18 protein-coding genes and 2 pseudogenes are annotated in these 18,142 nt (G+C 67.6%); 11 read left to right on the forward strand and 9 right to left on the reverse strand.

Going from position 1 to position 18,142, the window contains the following annotated elements; genetic code table 11:
• Positions 1-208: 208 nt before the first annotated feature.
• From QZT59_RS00805 to QZT59_RS00815, 3 genes are all read right to left on the reverse strand, one after another.
• Entirely contained in the window at positions 209-946 is a 738-nt protein-coding gene (locus tag QZT59_RS00805; RefSeq protein WP_290810082.1) for a YkgJ family cysteine cluster protein, read from the reverse strand.
• Between the two features lie 72 nt (positions 947-1,018).
• Complete coding sequence (locus QZT59_RS00810; protein ID WP_290810084.1) at positions 1,019-1,798, reverse strand: MBL fold metallo-hydrolase; 780 nt, start codon at positions 1,796-1,798, stop codon at positions 1,019-1,021.
• Positions 1,799-1,842: 44 nt separating this feature from the next.
• Complete coding sequence (locus QZT59_RS00815) at positions 1,843-2,124, reverse strand: helix-turn-helix domain-containing protein (RefSeq protein WP_290810086.1); 282 nt, start codon at positions 2,122-2,124, stop codon at positions 1,843-1,845.
• A 312-nt stretch (positions 2,125-2,436) separates the two neighbouring features.
• Here QZT59_RS00815 and QZT59_RS00820 point away from each other — a divergent pair, with 312 nt between their 5' ends.
• The 3 genes from QZT59_RS00820 to QZT59_RS00830 all read left to right on the forward strand — a co-directional run bounded on the left by QZT59_RS00820 (position 2,437) and on the right by QZT59_RS00830 (position 4,765).
• The gene (locus QZT59_RS00820; RefSeq protein WP_290810088.1) at positions 2,437-2,835 is read left to right on the forward strand and encodes a PPOX class F420-dependent oxidoreductase; all 399 of its coding nucleotides are present in this window, start codon (positions 2,437-2,439) and stop codon (positions 2,833-2,835) included.
• A gap of 240 nt (positions 2,836-3,075) precedes the next feature.
• Positions 3,076-3,783, forward strand: coding sequence for a class I SAM-dependent methyltransferase (locus QZT59_RS00825; RefSeq protein ID WP_290810089.1), 708 nt, complete (start codon positions 3,076-3,078; stop codon positions 3,781-3,783).
• Positions 3,784-3,865: 82 nt separating this feature from the next.
• Positions 3,866-4,765, forward strand: coding sequence for a glycosyltransferase family 2 protein (locus QZT59_RS00830; RefSeq protein ID WP_290810091.1), 900 nt, complete (start codon positions 3,866-3,868; stop codon positions 4,763-4,765).
• A gap of 83 nt (positions 4,766-4,848) precedes the next feature.
• On the opposite strand, the gene QZT59_RS00835 is transcribed toward QZT59_RS00830, so the two are convergent.
• Both QZT59_RS00835 and QZT59_RS00840 read right to left on the reverse strand, forming a co-directional pair.
• The gene (locus QZT59_RS00835; protein WP_290810093.1) at positions 4,849-5,634 is read right to left on the reverse strand and encodes an enoyl-CoA hydratase/isomerase family protein; all 786 of its coding nucleotides are present in this window, start codon (positions 5,632-5,634) and stop codon (positions 4,849-4,851) included.
• Positions 5,635-5,759: 125 nt separating this feature from the next.
• The gene (locus tag QZT59_RS00840; RefSeq protein WP_290810095.1) at positions 5,760-6,587 is read right to left on the reverse strand and encodes an amidohydrolase family protein; all 828 of its coding nucleotides are present in this window, start codon (positions 6,585-6,587) and stop codon (positions 5,760-5,762) included.
• Between the two features lie 364 nt (positions 6,588-6,951).
• Between QZT59_RS00840 and thsA the strand changes: the two genes are divergently transcribed.
• Together thsA and QZT59_RS19170 are read left to right on the forward strand one after the other, a co-directional pair.
• Entirely contained in the window at positions 6,952-8,496 is a 1,545-nt protein-coding gene (thsA, locus tag QZT59_RS00845) for a thermosome subunit alpha (RefSeq protein WP_290810154.1), read from the forward strand.
• Between the two features lie 300 nt (positions 8,497-8,796).
• Positions 8,797-8,922: pseudogene (locus QZT59_RS19170) on the forward strand (HalOD1 output domain-containing protein); the annotation flags it as partial.
• Between the two features lie 113 nt (positions 8,923-9,035).
• Here the strand turns inward: QZT59_RS19170 and QZT59_RS00850 are convergent.
• Together QZT59_RS00850 and QZT59_RS00855 are read right to left on the reverse strand one after the other, a co-directional pair.
• Positions 9,036-9,794: an S-adenosyl-l-methionine hydroxide adenosyltransferase family protein gene (locus tag QZT59_RS00850; RefSeq protein ID WP_290810096.1), complete on the reverse strand. Its 759-nt coding sequence runs from the start codon at positions 9,792-9,794 to the stop codon at positions 9,036-9,038.
• Between the two features lie 195 nt (positions 9,795-9,989).
• Entirely contained in the window at positions 9,990-10,697 is a 708-nt protein-coding gene (locus QZT59_RS00855) for a hypothetical protein (RefSeq protein WP_394348628.1), read from the reverse strand.
• Between the two features lie 84 nt (positions 10,698-10,781).
• Between QZT59_RS00855 and QZT59_RS00860 the strand changes: the two genes are divergently transcribed.
• Both QZT59_RS00860 and QZT59_RS00865 read left to right on the forward strand, forming a co-directional pair.
• Positions 10,782-11,636 (forward strand): 3-hydroxyacyl-CoA dehydrogenase family protein, encoded by an 855-nt coding sequence (locus QZT59_RS00860; protein WP_290810100.1) that lies wholly within the window; start codon positions 10,782-10,784, stop codon positions 11,634-11,636.
• Between the two features lie 57 nt (positions 11,637-11,693).
• On the forward strand, positions 11,694-11,954 hold the full coding sequence (locus tag QZT59_RS00865; RefSeq protein ID WP_290810102.1) for a hypothetical protein: 261 nt from the start codon (positions 11,694-11,696) through the stop codon (positions 11,952-11,954).
• 238 nt (positions 11,955-12,192) lie between these two features.
• Here the strand turns inward: QZT59_RS00865 and QZT59_RS00870 are convergent, their stop codons facing one another.
• Positions 12,193-13,251 (reverse strand): phytoene/squalene synthase family protein, encoded by a 1,059-nt coding sequence (locus tag QZT59_RS00870; protein WP_290810103.1) that lies wholly within the window; start codon positions 13,249-13,251, stop codon positions 12,193-12,195.
• Between the two features lie 123 nt (positions 13,252-13,374).
• Here QZT59_RS00870 and QZT59_RS00875 point away from each other — a divergent pair, with 123 nt between their 5' ends.
• The 3 genes and pseudogenes from QZT59_RS00875 to QZT59_RS00885 form a co-directional block, all read left to right on the forward strand.
• The gene (locus tag QZT59_RS00875; RefSeq protein ID WP_290810105.1) at positions 13,375-14,517 is read left to right on the forward strand and encodes an acyl-CoA dehydrogenase; all 1,143 of its coding nucleotides are present in this window, start codon (positions 13,375-13,377) and stop codon (positions 14,515-14,517) included.
• A gap of 227 nt (positions 14,518-14,744) precedes the next feature.
• Positions 14,745-16,049, forward strand: a complete 1,305-nt coding sequence (locus QZT59_RS00880) for a digeranylgeranylglycerophospholipid reductase (RefSeq protein WP_290810107.1) — start codon at positions 14,745-14,747, stop codon at positions 16,047-16,049.
• Between the two features lie 128 nt (positions 16,050-16,177).
• A pseudogene (locus QZT59_RS00885) lies at positions 16,178-17,191 on the forward strand (AI-2E family transporter); the annotation flags it as partial.
• A gap of 72 nt (positions 17,192-17,263) precedes the next feature.
• Here the strand turns inward: QZT59_RS00885 and QZT59_RS00890 are convergent.
• A complete protein-coding gene (locus QZT59_RS00890; protein ID WP_290810109.1) occupies positions 17,264-17,539 on the reverse strand; it encodes a helix-turn-helix transcriptional regulator in 276 nt (91 codons plus the stop codon).
• Between the two features lie 157 nt (positions 17,540-17,696).
• Between QZT59_RS00890 and QZT59_RS00895 the strand changes: the two genes are divergently transcribed.
• Positions 17,697-17,993: a hypothetical protein gene (locus tag QZT59_RS00895; protein WP_290810111.1), complete on the forward strand. Its 297-nt coding sequence runs from the start codon at positions 17,697-17,699 to the stop codon at positions 17,991-17,993.
• Positions 17,994-18,142: the final 149 nt, after the last annotated feature.

An 18,142-nucleotide genomic window follows, 5' to 3' on the forward strand; every position in this document is an offset into this window, starting at 1 on the left:
GACGTCGAAGACGTCCCGCGGCCGGATAACAGGTACCGGACGGGCCGTTCGGATCGGCGATCCCACATCGGAACGGGACCGACACCGACGTACCGCCCGCGTCTCGGATCGCTCCTCGCACCGATCCGAGACCGACGGTCCGCTCTCGTCGAGGCTCACTCGCCGTCACCGGACCGGTCCGAGACTGATCAACCGCCCACGTCGCGGCTCACTCGCCGTCACCGGACCGGTCGGCGCCCGACCCCCGGGCGGTGCCGTCGGGTCGCTTCGCGCCCTCGGAGTCGTGGACGACGATCTCGCCGGGCGAACGCTCGACCGGCTCGTACGCGTCTCTGACCGCGATCGCCTCCGCGAGTTCGCGGACGGCCCGTTCTTTCAGCGTTTCGGCCAGCGACTCGGCGTTGAGCCGCGAAATCTCCCGTCCCAATCCCTCACACTCGTGAGCCCGGACGACCCCAGCTTCGTCCACCGCGTCGCCCATGGGTTGACTCGTCCCGTCGAGGGCGACGCTGAACGGATAGGTTCGACAGATGAGCGGACGGTCGGGGTGGACCGTGCAGGCGCCGGTACCGGCGCGCTCCTCGTAGAAGACGCAGTCGCCGCACGCGTCCGTCTGGAGGGCCCACTCGAACGTCTCTCCCTCGACAGTTTCGTCCTCGTCCGACGCCAGTCCGTACGGCATCGGTCGGGCGACGTCCCGCCAATCGTCCGACCCGCTCGCATCGCGGAGGCGTCGAACCTCGTCCGGAAAGACAGTCGCGGTGTGATCCTCACGATCCGGTCGCTCGGTCGACTCGATCGCGTCGTCCCCGCCACCGCATCCCGGATCGGCCCGACAGCACGCACCGCAGCGCGTGCACTCGAATCCGATCGACTCGATCGCGTCGGCGAGATCGGTCGGATCGAGCGCGCGTGCGCGTTCGAGTTCCGCCTCGAGGGACTTCACGAATCGTCCTACGCCTCCGCGGTGAAAAGCCCGCCGCTCTCGGCCCGAACTGGAGCGTACCGATCCGGACGGTCACCGCGGACGAGCGCGCTCGCCGTCCCACTCGATCCGGTCGTCCGCGGCCAGCTTCCGGAGGTGGGCGATCACCGTCGCCCGGGCGAGATCCTCGACGCCCGAGAGATCCTTCTCGTAGGCGCGATCGACGATCTCGTCCGGGGCGCGGGCGCCGCTCGCGACCGCCTCGTAGACGCGGCGTTCGCGACGCTCACGGTGTTCGATAAGTCGGTCGAGAACCGCGGCCGGCCGCTCGATCGGCGGCCCGTGGCCGGGCAGCAGAGTCGGCGGGTCCAGCGAGCGAAGGCGACGGAGCGCGTTCAGGTACGCGCGCATGTCGGCGTTCGGACCGCCGACGACGACGCTCCCCTCCCGAACCGCACAGTCGCCACAGCAGACCGGACCGCCGCCGACGTCCACCCCGAGGTGGTCGGGGGCGTGACCGGGGAGCGCCAGGATCCGTACCCGTCCGGTCCCGAGTTCGAGCCGATCGCCGTCGCCGAACGCGTCGTCCGGTTCGAACCCGGTCGCCGCTTCGAACCGGTCGGTGTGGCTCCGAAGCGCCCAGCACGTCGCGTCCAGCTCGTCGCGGTAGGCGGCCACGGCGCCGACGTGGTCGGGGTGAGTGTGGGTAACGAGGATGTGTTCGACGCCCCTGGCCCTAACGAGTTCGTCTAGCTGGTCCGTTCGCGCGGCGGGGTCGACGAGCAGCGCCGGATCTCGACCGACGACGTACGCGTTCGTGGTGCCGTGGGGAGCGCTCGTCTCCGTCGACAGCGCGCGTCTGACGACGTCCATGTCGGATCAATCCGCCGATGGAAAAAGTGCGTGTCGTCTCGCGATCAGTGATTGAGGAAGTACACCTGCTTGCGCGCGTCGCGGAAGCTGTAGCGCGAACCGACGAGGTCGACCTCCTGGAGGCGGTTCAACGCGTACCGGACCGTCCGGTCGGGCAGGAGCGACTCCTCGGCCAGCTGTCCCTGCGAGAGCGGGGAGTCGGATTCGAGCACCTTGGCGACCAGCTTCGCGCTGGGCGGTAAGTCGCGCAGGCGGTCGCGGTACTCGGCTTCCGAGAGGGGTTCCTCGGGGAGCGCGGACGGTTCGTCGGTGGTACTCGTGCTCATGCATGCCACGGGGCGGACGAAGGTGGTAAAGCTTCCCTATATGGGCGTACAAACAATCCAGTTAATAGAAGGAATATAATGGCATATTATCTCACTCGGTCACGGCCGTGCGGTGATCGAACGATCGACGGACGAGACGGTCGGTTCCGCACTCCCGTCGTACCGGAGCGGATAACCGTATCGCGACGTGTCCGGCGTGGATAACCGTGTCGCGACGTACCAGAGCGGATAACCGTGTCGCGACGTACCAGAGCGGATAACCGTGTCGCGACGTACCAGAGCGGATAACCGTATCGCGAGCAGAGAGGGCGCATGGAATCCATCCCCGACGAATACCGGGACCTCTTCGAGCGCGAGACGATCGCCCACTTCGCGACGCTGATGCCCGACGGAACGCCCCAGGTCACGCCGGTGTGGATCGACGCGGACGAGGACGGGTTCGTACTGGTCAATACGGCGCGCGGTCGACAGAAAGAGCGGAACGTCCGCGCGGACCCCCGGGTTGGCCTGTCGATCACCGATCCGTCCGATCCGTACCGATACCTGTCCATCCGAGGCGAAGTTCACGAAGTGACCGAAGACCGCGCCGTCGAGCACATCGACGAGCTCGCGCGGCGGTACATGGACGTCGAGGAGTATCCCCACCACGGCGAGGAGCGGGGCCCTCGCGTCGTCATTCGAATTCGGCCCGACAGCGTCGTCGGAAATTGAGGGTCGGGGCTCGCGATCGTCGTTCGACCGTCCCTGCGGGCATCGTTCGACCGTCCCCGAAGACAGCGTTCGACCGTCCCCGGAGACATCGTTCGACTATCCCTGCGTATATCGTTCGGCCGGACCGACGGTACCAACGACATCTTCCGGTCGATCGCCTATCGAGGGCGGTTTCGAACGAGCGGACGCCGTTCGAGTCCAGTATTGTTTTATCCCCGGGGGAAAGTACAATCGGGTAGCGTGAAGGGACAGGAGTGGTATCAGGCCGACGACGTCGCCGCCGAGTACGACGACAAGCGGTTCTCTCGCGGTGGACAATTGATCGATCGCCGGGAGAAAGCGGCCGTCCTCGACGCCATATCGCCGGTCGACGACCGACGCGTTCTGGAAATCGCCTGCGGTACCGGACGATTCACCGTGATGCTCGCCGAGCAGGGAGCGGACGTCGTCGGCCTCGACATCTCGGCCGCCATGCTCCAGCGGGGCCGGGAGAAGGCCCGTCGGGCCGGCGTTTCAGACCGCCTCGAGTTCATTCGAGGCGACGCCGCTCGGCTGCCGTTTCCGGACGATCACTTCGACACCGTCGTCGCGATGCGCTTTTTCCACCTGGCGGACGATCCGGAGTCGTTCCTGCGGGAGATGCGACGCGTCGCCCGCGAACGGATCGTCTTCGATACGTTCAATCGGTTCTCGACGCGGAGCGTCTACAACTGGGCGCTCCCGATGGGATCGCGGTTGTACTCGAAGAGCGAGGTGTCGGTTCTGCTCGCCAAGACCGATCTGACCCTCGTCGACGTCGAAGACGACTTCCTGCTCCCGTACGGCCTCTATCGGATCACGCCGAACCCGTTGGCGGCGCCGCTTCGCAGCGTCGATCGGGCCGTCGGCGGCCTCCCGGCGGTCGATCACCTCGCGTCCGTCTCGTACTGGAACGCTCAGGTCGAGTGACGCTCCGCGGGTCGTGTCAACGAACACGCAGTGTGACGGAAGGACGGCGAATTTATACGGCTCCGTGCCGACACTCCGGCACATGAAGCTCTCGGTGGTGGTCTCGACGCTCAACGACCGGGAGCGACTCCTGCCTTGTCTCGACGCGCTGGCCGAGCAACTCCCGTCCGAAACGGAGACGATCGTGGTCAACGGTCCGTCCTCGGACGGAACGACGGGCGCCGTCCGGGAGCGAGCGGAGGTTGACGTGCTGGTCGAGATCTCCGACCGCTACCGGAGCGTCTCCCGGAACGCCGGTATCGAGGTCGCCACGGGCGAGACGATCGCCTTCCTCGGCGACGAGTACGCGGTCGAACCCACCTGGTACGACGCGGTCGAGGCCGCCGTCGAGGCCGACGCCGACGTCGTGACGGGCCCGGTCAAACACCATCCGTCGGGCGACGCCGAGACCGAACCGCGGCGGATCGCCGGGCGATCGGTCACCACCTTCGCGGGCGACAACGTCGCGTTCGACCGGAACGTCATCGAGGCGCTCGACGGGTTCGACGAGTACCTCGAGACCGGTAGCACCGACGACTGCGCCCATCGGGTCGCCGCACTCGATTTCGACGTGACCTGGAGCGGCGCCATGGCCGTTCGATCCGAGGTCGGCACCGACGGCGGGAGCGCCGACCCCGAGTGGGGCGGGCGGTATCGATCGCTGAATTATCGACTCGCGAAGAACTACGGCCCCCGCCCGAGCGTGCTCGCCCGGAGCGCGGGCAGCGCCCTATCGGACGGCCTCGGCGACGCCCGTGGGCTGCTCAGCGGCCGGACGACCCCGACGAGCTGGTTCGCCAACGGCGTCGACGTCGCCGTCAACTCGCTGGGCGGATTGAAAGATGGCGTCGTCGCCCGGTACCGAGACCGGTCGAGTCGGAAGAATCCGAACGGGGTCTCGAGCCGGCACGATCGGGCGGTGCAGGTATACGACCGCCGCTGACGGACGCTCGCGGTACGGAAGCCGGCGGACGGTACCTCGGGCGGATCGAGCCCGGTTATCGACGATTCGTCGGACGGAATCGATCACTCGCCGCCGAACTCCGGATCACGGTCCTCGAGTCGCGCCTCGAATCCCTCCCGGTAATCGGCGGTATCGTCGAGTTCCAGTCCGAGCGTCCGCTCGTACTCTAGCCCGCGTTCCAGCGGCGTGTCGAGCGCCGCGTTCAACGCCCGCTTTCCGTTTCGGAGCCCGAGCGGGGCGTTCTCGCAGAGCCGATCGGCGAGGGCTCGCGTCCGGTCGTCGACCGCCTCGGGATCGCAGACCTCGTGGACGAGACCGATACGGTGGGCCTCCTCCGGATCGACGTAGTCCGCGGTCAGGACGAGTTCTTTGGCCTTCGATAGCCCGATCAACCGCGGAAGTCGTTGGGTCCCGCCGCCGTGGGGAAAGGTCCCGAGGCTGGTCTCGAGCAGACCGTACTTCGCGTCGCTCCCGATGACGCGGAGGTCACACGGTAGCGTCAGTTCGAACGCGCCGGCCGGCGCCGCCCCCTTGATGCCGGCGACGACCGGCTGGCGCGCTCGCTCGATCGACGACAGCAGCGTCGGGAACGCCTCGTCGTCGAAACTCGTCGACTCGACCCGTTTACGCATCATCTCCAGGTCCATCCCCGCGGAGAACACCGGCCCCTCGCCGAGCAGCGTGATCGCCCAGATGTCGTCGTCGGCGTCGAGTCGACGGAAGGCCTCGGTCAGGTCCTTCATGAGGTCGACGGTCATCGCGTTTCGTTTCCCCGGCCGCGACAGGTAGACGTCAGCCCGTCGACCCTCGCGATCGATCTTGGCCAGGCCGCTACCGACCGTTTGCATGGGAATGCGTTCCAGCTACCGGTACTTAGTCCCCTGCGTCGGGGAAACGACCGACGAATTTCCCGGACGCACGACCGGAGCGATTCGTCGGCGAGCCGGCGTTCGCCCCCGCGGGTTCGTGCGGGTCACGTCGAATCGCGGGCCAACGCATCGATGACGCGGCAGGCGTTCTTCGAGAACGCCCGCCAGAGTTTGTCTTCCGAGACGTCGAGGGTGAGGATCTCCATGACCGCGACGTTCGGGTGACTCGCGGGCGCCCCGCTCCCGAAGAACACGCGATCCGGATGCTCCAGCAGCGCGCGCTCGAGTTGTTCCCGGTACCGGACGAAGCTGGTGTCGAGGTAACAGTCGTCGAAGCGTTCGAGCAGGTCGATCATCTCGTCCATGTGGTCGCGGTTCAGCGGGTGGCCGCCGAAGTGGCCCACGACGACCGGAAACGAACGCTCGAGAACGGTCTCCGCCAGAACGGACGGGGGCGCGTCGACTCCGCCGCTGACGATGACCGGGAGGTCGACGTCCTCGAGCGCGACGAGCACGTCCTCGTCGGGGAGGCCGTCGATCGCGGGATCCAGCGTGAACCCGTGAAACCGGTCGTCGTAGGCGTATTGCTCGACGTCGGCCGGCGTCGTGTGCCACTCCCGTCGTCGAGAGACGGCGTTGCGAACGCGGCTCGCGCGGCCGGTTGCCAGCGACCGCGGGCCGTTTATGCGCGCGAAGGCGACGAACGGCCGGTCGACGCTCAGCCTCGCCACGCCGTTGTTCGCCTGCAAGTGGCTCGTCTCCCGGAGGGGGTCCGGGCTGACGACCGCGCGAACGATCCCGGCCTGGTGCATCTCCCGCTCGAGGCGTTCGGGCGAGATCGGGTGACCGCGATCCCGGATTCCCGGCCCCTCTTCGGGCGTCAACCGCGCGTTGACGTCCACCACCCGAAACCCGTGTTCCAGCTCCAGCATCTGTGCACCCGTAGCGACCGGACCCATATTGTGCTACCGGCCTCGTCCCGATAGACGCCGCCCGCGGGTCCGCTCCGACGGGCGGCGAAGGCGCCGGCGAATCGGGAGTCGGCGATCGATCGTGGACGGGTCACTCGAGACCGCGGATGGCCACCGAGACGAGCGACCGACCGTCGGGAATCGCAGCGATCGATGCGGAAGCGAGCGCCGGCGGTCGGGCCCGCAGGGGGTCGTCCCGGTGCGTTAACGGTTAGCAATCGCCAGACGGAGCGAACGCCTAGGGAAACAGTTATATAGAAGTGCTGGTGATACATCTACTGAGGATTCAATCATGGCACAACAGCGACGCATGGGTGGACAGCCGATGTTCATCCTCAGCGAGGACAGTCAGCGGACCGAGGGCCGAGACGCCCAGTCGTCGAACATCATGGCCGGGAAGGCCGTCGCCGAAGCCGTACGGACGACGCTCGGTCCCCGCGGGATGGACAAGATGCTCGTCGACTCCAGCGGCGAGGTCGTCATCACCAACGACGGCGCGACCATCCTCAACGAGATGGACATCGAGCACCCCGCCGCCCAGATGATCGTCGAGGTCGCCGACACCCAGGAGGAAGAAGTCGGCGACGGTACGACGACGGCGGCGGTCATCGCGGGGAACCTTCTGGCCGAAGCCGAGGACCTGCTCGATCAGGACGTCCACGCGACGACGATCGTCGAAGGCTACCACGAGGCCGCCCGCATCGCCCTCGAAGCGATCGACGAGCAAGTGCTCGAGGCTGACGTCGACGAGGAGCTCCTCCGTCAGGTCGCAGAATCCAGCATGACCGGGAAGGGCACCGGCGGTCTCACCCCCGCCCAGCTCGCCGAGACCGTCGTCAGGGCGATCGACCACGTCGCCGACGACGACGGCGTGCGCCGGGACGACGTCTCCCTCTACACGCAGATCGGCGCCTCCACCAGCGCGACCGACCTGATCGAGGGTATCGTCATCGACGAGGAGCCAGCCCACGAGGCCATGCCGTCGACCGTCGAGGACGCGGACATCGCGATTCTCGACGTCGCCCTCGAGGTCCGCACCGGCGAGATCGACGCCGAGTACTCGATCGACTCGATCGACCAGCTCAACGCCGCCCTCGACCACGAAGAGCAGGAGCTTCGGGGCTACGCCGAGGAGATCGTCGACTCCGGCGCCGACGTCGTCTTCACCACCGCCGACGTCGACGACCGCGTCGCGTCGTTCCTCGCTAACGAGGGCGTCCTCGTCTTCGCGGACCTGAAGAAGAAGGACGCCCGCAAGATCGCGTCCGCGACCGGGGCGAAGCGCGTCGGCGCGCTCGCCGACCTGACCGCGGACGACTTCGGTCACGCCGACCGCGTGCGGACCGATACCTTCGGCGACGACGAACTCGCGTTCGTCGAGGGCGGCGCGGCCGCCGAAGCCGTCACCGTCTTCGTCCGCGGCGGCACCGACCACGTCGTCGACGAACTCGAGCGCGCGGTCGGCGACGCCCTGGACGTCGTCGCCACGGCCCGCGACTCCGGCGAAGTCGTCCCCGGCGCCGGCGCCAGCGAGATCGCCATCGCGGACAAGATCCGCGCCGAGGCCGCCGGCATCGAGGGCCGCAAGCAGCTCGCGGTCACCGCCTTCGCCGACGCGATCGACGTCGTCCCGCGCACGCTCGCCGCAAACACCGGCCGCGACCCGATCGACGCGCTCGTCGACCTGCGCGCCGCCCACGAGGCCGAGGGTCGCGCCGGTCTGATCACCGACGGCGAGACCGTCACCATCGACGATCCCGTCGACTTCGGCGTCGTCGACCCCGCCGACGTCAAGCGCGAAGCGATCGAGAGCGCGGCCGAGGCCGCGACGATGATCGCCCGCATCGACGACGTCATCGCCGCCGAGTAGGACGGATCCGTCCGTCACCGTTCCTCCCGAACCGTCCCGGTTTCGAGCGGTCGACCTCGCCGAAGCCGCTCGCCGCGCCGGGGAGCCCCGACGGTCACCGGTACCATTTGTTCACACGTGTCAATATGTCCCGGGATGACGAACGAGTGGACGCGAGACCGGACGCGGCGAATCGAAACCGCCGGCGTCAGGGCGGCGATGTTGAATCTCGAAACGGGATACTGACCTTCGAAACGGGATACTTACCTTCGAAACGGGAACGTACCACACCCGAGGGGACCGTCGACCGACGATGCGGTGGTGCCGACGATCGTGGTGACGGTCGCGGCAGCCGTCGGCGACGAACCGTTCCGACTGGAATCGCTCGCGTCGACGATCGATCCGGACGCTCTGGAATCGCTGGTAGCACACCGTGTACGCCGGTCGGAGGCCGACGACCGCGTTTGCTCGCATTCGCCGACGCGGAGCGTACGATTACCGCGAGCGGCGACGGCTACGTCCTGGTCGACCCCGCGTCCGAGACCGGTCGGTTCGATTGATCAGCGTCCCTCGAAGACCACGGGATCTCCCGCGACCAGGCCGAACGCGTCGTCGCCTCGTCCCCGGTTGGCGGCGAGTTCGACGTTGCCGTGGCTGCCGACCACCACCACTCGTTCGCCCGGTTCGACCGCCGCGAACGTCTCTCCGACCGGGACCCGCGCGCCGTCGACGCGAACACGTTCGCGGTCCGCGAGAAACGAGCCCGGCACGTTCGTGATCACGTTTCCGAAGGCGTCGACGACCAGTACCTCCCCGCGAGCCCGGTCCTCGCTGACGTCCGCCTTCGGGAGCCGCAATTCGACCGGCTCTTCCGCCGGCGTCAGCCGATCGAGGTTCCCGAGCTCGTCACGATCGGCGTCGTGGACGAGCGCCGCGGTCGGCGCGAAGACGTCCCGGCCGTGGAACGTCGCGCTCTCGGCGTCGGCGTCGTCGACGACGAACCACTCGACCGGACCGTCACCGGACAGCGAACGTCCCACCGGTCCCAACACCCCGTTGTCGGGCCCCACGAGGACGTGCTCGCCCGACCGGCCCACCAGGGCGTCGCGGTCCGTCCCGACGCCCGGATCCACCACGACGAGGTGGACCGCCGGCGGAAAGTGCGGAAGCACCTCCCGCAGCCAGAAGGCTGCCGCCCGAACGTCCTGTCGAGGCAGGTCGTGCGCGACGTCGACGAGCCTCGCGTCCGTCCGCTGCAGGATGACGCCCTTCATCGCCGCGGGGTACGGCGACCCGAAATCGGACGTGAGCGTGATCATGGTGAGACGACACGGACGCGTCGACTAATCGTCGTCGGTCCGGGACGGTTCCGATCGACCGCCGCATCCGTGCCGACGCGGGCGACGGGTTCTCCTAGACGCACGGGCAACTCAGTCGTCGGAGCCGAGTGAGGGCGGCTCAGACGTCGGAGCCGAGTGAAGGAAACGTAGTCGCCGGAACCGAGCGAGGGCAACTCAGTCGTCGACGAGCTCGCGCGCGTTGTGTCGCCACGTACGGACGTGCAGGACGTTCAGATCGAGGACCGACGCGACTTCGCCGGCGTGGATCGTCGCCAACCGCTCTGCGGAACCGACCCCCGCCTCCGCGAGTCGGTCGGCGTTCGCTCGGCTGACGCCCGTCACGGCCGTCACCGGCGTCGGTTTCGGGTACGGTCGCTCATCGGGTTCGTCTCGCCCGATCGTGCTCGAACGTTCGCGAGCGGCCTCGAAGCCTTGCCAGTCTTCGCCGGCGCTGGCGGCGATCCACTCCCGCTCGGCGTCGCCGAGACCGGCGACCGTCGCCGACCGGCGGTCGAGATCGCCGTCCGCGTCGAACGACCACGGCAGCGAGAATCGGCGCCTGAGTCGGTCGGCCACGGACTCCTCCAGCCCGTCGTCGAGCAGCATCCGGTAGGAGTAATCCTTCTCGACGACGCCCGCCGGGTCGATCCCGGCGTCCTCGAGGGTCGCCGCATCCACCTCGGCCTCCTCGAGGGCCGACAGCTCGTCCGAGTCGAGCTCGCGGACCGGTTGTCCCACCTCTTCGACGACGTCTTTCTCGCTCACGCCATCACCCTGAGTTATCTGAAGGTGGAAGTCGGCCGTCTTGAACGTTGCCCTCCCGGTACCGATTCCGAGAATCGTGAGACGGCTTTTCGCGACACGCATTTCACGCCGTCGCATAGTCCGCGTCACGGAACCCGAACCCGCTCGACCGATCCGTCACGGATCGCCACCTTAACGACGCTCTCACGGAAACTCCGACGCATGGTACGAGACGATATCGACACGATCGGCGTCGTCGGCGCAGGCACGATGGGCGCCGGCATCGCCCAGGTCGCCGCCACCGCCGGCTACGACGTCGTCATGCGGGACGTCGAGGAGTCGTTCGTCGAGTCCGGCTTCGACTCGATCGAGGACAGCCTCGACCGATTCGCCGGGAAGGACGCGCTGGAGGACGATCCCGCGACGATCCGCGAGCGGATCGCGGGCACGACCGACTACGACGACCTCGCCGACTGCGACGCGGTCGTCGAGGCGGTGATCGAAAACCTGGACGTGAAGAAGGACGTGTTCCAGGAGCTCGAGCGCGTCTGTGACGACGACGTCCTCCTCGCGACGAACACGAGCACCCTCTCGATCACCTCGATCGCCGCGCCCCTCGACCGTCCCGAGCGGGTCGTCGGCCTCCACTTCATGAATCCGGTCCCGATCATGGAGGGCGTCGAGGTCGTCGTCGGCGAGAAGACGACCGACGACGTCGTCGCGCTCGCCCACGACCTCGCCGAGGAGCTGGGCAAGACCACCTGGGAGTCCGACGACAAGCCGGGCTTCGTCACCAACCGGATCCTGATGCCCTGGATCAACGAGGGAATCCGCGCATACGACGAAGGCGTCGCCTCGAAGGAAGACATCGACCGCGGCATGACGCTCGGGACCAACGTCCCCATGGGCCCGCTCACGCTGGCCGACCACATCGGACTCGACGTCTGTCTGCACGCCTCCGAAACGCTCCACGAGGAGCTCGGCGACCGGTACAAACCCGCCTACCTCCTCAAGCGGAAGGTCGAGGCGGGCGACCTCGGCAAGAAGTCGGGCGAAGGCTTCTACGAGCACGATTGAGGCACAGACCGGACGTAGAGTGATAGATTATTTGCCAATTTCGGCGGTCCGCCAGCAGTGCGCCTCCGCTATCACCGATACAAGATCGTCGCCGGGGTCCTCTGGAGCGCCGGGGCACTCCTCGCCGGCGGCCACGCCGTGACTCGCTACGAGAGGCACCAAAACCGCCGGTTCTGGCACTTCGAGATCGTCAACGAGTCGACCGAGGCCGTCACGCTAGGGGTGACGGTCGAGAGCGACGATACCGTTCTCGCGCGCACGGAACGCCTCGTACCGGCCACGGACGGCGAATCACGGCGCGAGATCCACGACCGCTAAATGAAAGATTCCGCCGAGTGGGACGTCCGTGCCGAACTCGGCGACCGACGACTCGAGCTCACGTCCCCGGAGATCATAGACCCACGACTCGAGCTCACGTCCCCGGAGATCATCGACCGACTCGACGGGTCGGCGCGGGCGACAGATTGTGCACGCGTCTCGATCGTGTTGGCCGAGGTCGGGGCGCTCGAGAGTCGAGTCGGGCCATCCACCGTCCGTCGACGCTCCAACGGCCGGGTCAGCGGTGGAGCGGATGTTCGGCCATCTCCGCGCGGAGGTCGGCGAGCTCCGCCCGGTCGACGCCCTCGTCGAACCGCCGGATGAGCGCGTACACCTCCTCCCGGGAGACCTTGAGGTCGCCGTCGCGCACTCCGTCCGACGGCCGGCGGCGCAGCTCGCGGATCGTCCCGACCGCCAGGAGGTACGGAATCGCCCACGCCGCGAGCCGGTTACCGTGACGCTCGGGAAGCAGTTCCAGGTACCGCTGGGCGTCGTCCAGGTAGTCGGCGGCGTGGTCGGCCAGTCGGCGCACGACCCGCGCCACGGCGAGGCGGTTCGACTCCGCGGCGATGTCCGACGGGTCGATCCCTTCGTCGGCGAGCCACGCCGCCGGGAGGTAGACGTCGCCCCTGTCGCGGTAATCGGACGCGGCGTCTTTCGCGACGTTGACGAGCTGGAGGAGCATGGAGAACGAGCGCGCGTTCGCCGCGAGTGCGCGCGCCCTCCACTCCTCGACGTCGCGGGTCACCAGCTCGGTCACGAGCGTGCCGACGGTCCCGGCGACGTACCAGCAGTACTCTTCTAACTCCGCGATCGTGCGGAGCCTGACGGAACCGTCGTCCGCGTACCGATCCGCGAACATCGCCATCCCGCCGACGAGTTCCCGAATCGGCGGCCGCATCCGCTCGCGCGGTTCCCGGGCGAGCGCTTCGAACGTTCGGATCACCCGCGGACTCTCGGCCACCGAAACCCAGTCGGGCGATCGCTTCCCGTCGGGGTCGGTCGGAATCAGGGGAGAAACCGCGGTCAGAAAGTCCGCACCGTCGTAGCCGTCCGTCGGATCGAGGACCCTGTCGTAGCGCGCTAGCGCGGCCGCGCGCTCAGAAAGCGAGAGGTGGCCGGCGTCCTCGATCGTATCGGCGACGCGACAGCAGAGGTAGCCGACGCAGACGTGACTCGCCATCGGTTCGGCGAGACGATCGACCGTGATCGCGAAGGTGCGCGACACGTCGGCCATCGCCGACCGGCACCAGTCGAGGTCGGCCGAGCGGGGGCCGGTCGGTTCCGAGGGCATCATCCAGTACCCGGGGGTACGGCGGCCGATACAAAAAAGGCGCGGCCGACGGTAGCGAGGGGGCGCCGCGGCGGGAGACGTCTCCGAATGCGAACAGTAAAGGGTCGACCGACCGTTCTTCCGCGCATGGATTTCACGCTCTCGCCCGAACAGCGCCAGATTCGGGAGATGGTCGCCGAATTCGTCGACGAGGAGGTGGTGCCCGTCGCCGACGAGATCGATCGCGAGGACGAGTTCCCCCGCGACCTGGTCGCCGAGATGGGCGAACTCGGACTGATGGGGATGCCGTTCCCGGAGGAGTACGGCGGCGCCGGCCTCGACTATCACTCGTACGCGATCGGCCTGGAGGAGATCTCCCGGGGTTCCGGCGGGCTCGGCACCGTCGTCGCGGCCCACACCTCGCTGGCGGGGAACATGCTCTACGAGTTCGGCGACGAGAGCCAGAAGGAGACCTACCTGACGCCGGTGGCCGAGGGGACGGACGTCGGCGCGTTCGCTCTTTCGGAGCCCCAGGCCGGCAGCGACGTCCCCGCGATGGACACCCGCGCCGAGCGCGACGGGGACGAGTACGTCCTGAACGGAAACAAGCTCTGGATCTCGAACGGCTCGGTCGCCGAGACCGTGATCGTCTTCGCGAAGACCGACCCCGAGGCCGGCAACCGCGGCATCTCCTCGTTCGTCGTGCGTCCCGGGGAGGACGACGGCTTCTCGGTCGAGGGGACCGAGCACAAACTCGGCGACAAGGGCTGTCCGACTGCCGAACTCCGGTTTTCCGACCTCCGTATCCCCGAAGATCGCCGGCTCGGCGAGGAGGGTCGCGGCTTCGTCCAGGCGCTGAAGACGCTTAACGGCGGCCGGATCACCATCGCCGCCCGCGGCGTTGGCATCGCCCGAGCCGCGTTCGAGGCCGCCCGCGACTACGCCAAAGAGCGAGAACAGTTCGGCCAGCCCATCGGCGAGTTCCAGGCGATCAAGCACAAGCTCGCGGACATGGACACCGAGATCCAGGCCGCGAAGCTCCTGATGCACAGAGCCGCCGACAACAAGATCCGCGGGGAAGACTACATCACGGAGGCCGCACAGGCGAAACTCTACGCGAGCGAGGTCTCGCGCGAGGTGGCCAACGAGGGGATCCAGATCCACGGCGGCTACGGCTACACGACGGACTTCCCCGCCGAGCGGTTCTACCGCGACGCGAAGCTCAACGAGATCTACGAGGGCACCAGCGAAGTCCTGCGGAACACGATCGGCGATCGATTGCTCGAGTGACGGGTCGCGAGACCGGTCGCGAACCTACCGTGATCCGGCGAGGGAGCGTCGACCGGTGATCCAGCGGGTGACCGTCGACTGGTGGCGCGTTCGACGAACGCCTGCTCAAGTGATAAGCCGAACGACGGCGTACGTCCGTTCGAACGGAGGAATCTGACCGTCGAATTCGGTCGAAACGCGATCGCATACATCAACACTCATAACGTTCCCGAAACTACACCGGTTCAATGACCGAGACCTACGACGTGGTCATCGCTGGCGCGGGGCCGGCGGGTGCCCAGTGTGCGCGTGACCTGGCGACCAGAGGCTACGACGTGGTCGTCCTCGAGACGGAATCAGAGGACGTCTTCCCGAAGACCAGCAACAAGTCGACCGCGGGTACGTTCCCGTCGATGATAACCTCGTTCGGCGTGCCCGACGACGTGGTGATGAACTTCACCGACAAGGTCGTCCTGGAGTCCCCGAACAACCACTATACGCGCCATCACCCCGGCGCAGTCCTGGAGTTCGCCGACTTCAAGCGCTGGCTCGTCGAGGCGGGTCGCGAGGAGGGTGCCGAGTACCGCTTCGACGCGCGCGTGACCGGCCCCGTGATGGAGGACGGCGAGATCGTCGGCGTCGAGTACAACGGCGGCGAGGAGGTCAGGGGCGAGATCACGGTCGACGCGACGGGGCCGAGCGCGCCGCTGGCGAAAGCGCTGGGCGTGAGCGACCTCAAGCGCGAGAACCACGCGATCGGCATCGAGTACGAGTTCACCGGCCTCGACCTCGACCACTCCGACTACGGCGACCTCACCGACGCGATGATGCTGCGACTCGATCACGACCTCGCGCCGGGTGGCTACTCCTGGATCTTCCACACCGGCGGCGACGAGGCGAAGGTCGGCCTCTGCTACATCCAGAACGAGAGTCACCGCGACTACGCGCGCGAGGACTTCAGCATCGACGACTACCTCTCGTACTGGGTGGAGAACGACCCCCGCTTCGCCGACGCCGAGCGCAAGGAGGGTGTCCAGCACCGCGGTTCCGCACACATCCAGATGCCGGGACGGCTCTCGACCGACCGCTTCATGGCGATCGGGGACACCGTTCCGTCGATCGACCCGGTCTGGGGAGAGGGGATCCACAAGGGCATGAAATCCGCTCGCGCGGCCGCGATCACCGTCGAAGCCTGCCTCGAGAACGGCATGACCGACACCAGCGCCGAGCAGATGGCGCTGTACGACCGCCTCTGGCACCGGGACGTCGCGCCGAACCACCGAAACCGGCTGCTGATGACCGAACTACTGTACCTCGCCCCGAACGAGCGCTACGACCGGCTGATGCGCGACCTCCGCCGGTGCGACGAAGACACCCTCCGCAAGGCCAACGAGGGCAACAAGCTCGCGATCGCGAAGTTGCTTCACTTCGACGACGTCCCGCTGCTGTCGGATCTCGTCCGGAACAAGATGGCCTTCGACCTCGACGGAGTGCTGCCGAAACCGGTGAGCAAACGAACCGGCGGCGCGTCCGCCACGTTCCGCTTCAAGTAGACGACGGTTCCCGGCCGTCGACCGAGACGTCCGCCCGCTCCGTCGCCCGGATCGACGGGGCTCGAACCGATCTCGGTATCCGCGAGCGAATCCGTACGTTTTCGTGATCGGCCTCGTACCCGTCGAGTATGTCGGACCGAGCCGGTGCCCCCTGGTACGCCGACCGACCCGGGCTGCTGGCGCTCGCCGCGGGCAGCGTCGCCATCGCCGCGCTCGTCGTGGCCCCCTACCTCAACTACGTTCTGCTGGCCGTGATCCTGGCCTACATCCTGTACCCGGGCCAGCGGCTGCTCGAGCGGTACGTCAGTTCGACCGTCGCCGCGTTCGCGCTGGTGCTCGTGGCGATACTGGTGATCTTGCTGCCGATACTCTACCTGCTCTCGATCGCGATCCGCGAGGCGCTACAGGTCGTCGCGGCGATCCAGGAGGGAACGATCGGACCCGACGCCATCGAGGGGCGACTGGCGGACGTCGGTTACGGCGTGGAGCTCGAAGACCTGTACGCGGCCTACCAGGAGCCGATCGCGACGGGGCTCCAGGGACTCGCGACCGGCGCGGTCGGAATCGTCGGGGGGATCCCGGAGCTGCTCATCGGCCTCACGGTGACGCTGTTCGTCCTCTTCTCGCTGCTGCGCGACGGCGAGCGTCTCGTGGCCTGGGTGTGTCGGGTGACGCCGCTGAGACCCGCGGTCCAGACGGAGCTCCTCGCGGAGCTCGATCGATTGATGTGGGCGTCGGTCGTCGGTAACGTGGTCGTCGCCGCGATACAGGCGGTTCTGCTGGGCGCGGGCCTCTCCGTCCTCGGCGTTCCCGCGGTGGCGTTCCTGACCGTGGCGACGTTCGTCCTCGCCTTGCTGCCGCTGGTCGGCGCGTTCGGCGTCTGGGTGCCCGTCTCGCTCTACCTGCTGGCGGCGGATCGACCCCTCGCCGCTAGCGCCCTCGTCGTCTACGGGATGTTCGTTAGCGGCTCGGACATGTACCTCCGGCCGGCCCTGATCGGCCGGAGCGCGTCGTTCGATCCCGCGACGATCGTCCTCGGCATCTTCGGAGGCCTCGTCGTCTTCGGCGCGGTCGGGCTCTTCATCGGGCCCGTCGTCCTCGGGGGCGCGAAGATCGTCCTCGACACGGTGGCCCGGGAACGGTGGGACGCCGCCACCTGAACGGCCGGACACACCGTCCTCACTCGCTTCCGCACGCACCCGGGACGCTGGGACTCACTCGACTCGGTCCCGGACCCACTCGTAGTGCTCGCGGAGCCGACGCTCGCCCGCCTCCGTCAGGGCGTAGACGTCGGAGATCCCCTCCGTGCGAACCTCGACGTGGCCGGCCTCGACGAGGGCCGAGAGGGAGCCGTAGAACGCTGACGGCTCGATTCGGGCGTCGTAGTGGGACTCGAGGCGCGATTTCAACTCCTGGCCGCGGAGCTCGCCTTCGTCGGCCAGAATGTAACACGTATCCCGCCGTCGGCCGCTCTGGAGCCACTTCGTCATGGCCGTGCGTACGCGAAGCGAGGTCACGGCGGTTTCGGTTTCCCGTCGCTCGGGCAGAACCCGGCGAGTTCGGCGAGCGATCGGGCGCCGATCGAACCGGCGCTTCGGTTGCGCGGAAATCGACAACTTCGCGTACGGCGGACCACGACCGTTCCACATGACCGATCCCGAGCGACGGGCCGAATCCGACGGAATCGTCGCGACCTATCGCGAGACGGAGAGCGAACGGCTCCTCGAGTTCGAGCGAAGCGCCGATTCGGCCCGCGCGGGCACCGCGGCCATCGCCCAGAACCGCGAGGGATACGCCATGCTGAAGGTCCGACCCGCCGCCGACGGCAACGAGCTCGAGCGGTACTACGGGTTCGACATGGCCCTCGACCACGCCGCAGAGCTGCTCGGCGTTCCGCCGACGGAGCTGCCGATTCCGGACGCCGCCGCCGACATGGGGATGTGACCCCCTATTCGGGAGCGCTGCACGCCGCACAATCGGTCGAGAGACTCGCTTCCGCACGCACCCGGGAGACTCGCTCCCGAACGCGACCGTGCCGTTCTACACCCGCGGAAAAACGGGAACCCTAAGTAACGTCGACCGAAGGGAGAGAT

The organism is Halovivax sp., assembly GCA_007119345.1.
Lineage (GTDB): Archaea > Halobacteriota > Halobacteria > Halobacteriales > Natrialbaceae > Halovivax.

Excerpts from the sequence above, each read along its gene's own strand:
- QZT59_RS00880 (WP_290810107.1), top strand. The coding sequence starts at position 14,745 with ATGACCGAGACCTACGACGTGGTCATCGCTGGCGCGGGGCCGGCGGGT.
- QZT59_RS00870 (WP_290810103.1), bottom strand. The coding sequence starts at position 13,251 with ATGATGCCCTCGGAACCGACCGGCCCCCGCTCGGCCGACCTCGACTGG.
- thsA (WP_290810154.1), top strand. The coding sequence starts at position 6,952 with ATGTTCATCCTCAGCGAGGACAGTCAGCGGACCGAGGGCCGAGACGCC.
- QZT59_RS00855 (WP_394348628.1), bottom strand. The coding sequence starts at position 10,697 with ATGCGACGGCGTGAAATGCGTGTCGCGAAAAGCCGTCTCACGATTCTC.
- QZT59_RS00810 (WP_290810084.1), bottom strand. The coding sequence starts at position 1,798 with ATGGACGTCGTCAGACGCGCGCTGTCGACGGAGACGAGCGCTCCCCAC.
- QZT59_RS00895 (WP_290810111.1), top strand. The coding sequence starts at position 17,697 with ATGACCGATCCCGAGCGACGGGCCGAATCCGACGGAATCGTCGCGACC.
- QZT59_RS00840 (WP_290810095.1), bottom strand. The coding sequence starts at position 6,587 with ATGCTGGAGCTGGAACACGGGTTTCGGGTGGTGGACGTCAACGCGCGG.
- QZT59_RS00830 (WP_290810091.1), top strand. The coding sequence starts at position 3,866 with ATGAAGCTCTCGGTGGTGGTCTCGACGCTCAACGACCGGGAGCGACTC.
- QZT59_RS00815 (WP_290810086.1), bottom strand. The coding sequence starts at position 2,124 with ATGAGCACGAGTACCACCGACGAACCGTCCGCGCTCCCCGAGGAACCC.
- QZT59_RS00890 (WP_290810109.1), bottom strand. The coding sequence starts at position 17,539 with ATGACGAAGTGGCTCCAGAGCGGCCGACGGCGGGATACGTGTTACATT.
- QZT59_RS00820 (WP_290810088.1), top strand. The coding sequence starts at position 2,437 with ATGGAATCCATCCCCGACGAATACCGGGACCTCTTCGAGCGCGAGACG.
- QZT59_RS00850 (WP_290810096.1), bottom strand. The coding sequence starts at position 9,794 with ATGATCACGCTCACGTCCGATTTCGGGTCGCCGTACCCCGCGGCGATG.
- QZT59_RS00860 (WP_290810100.1), top strand. The coding sequence starts at position 10,782 with ATGGTACGAGACGATATCGACACGATCGGCGTCGTCGGCGCAGGCACG.
- QZT59_RS00875 (WP_290810105.1), top strand. The coding sequence starts at position 13,375 with ATGGATTTCACGCTCTCGCCCGAACAGCGCCAGATTCGGGAGATGGTC.
- QZT59_RS00835 (WP_290810093.1), bottom strand. The coding sequence starts at position 5,634 with ATGCAAACGGTCGGTAGCGGCCTGGCCAAGATCGATCGCGAGGGTCGA.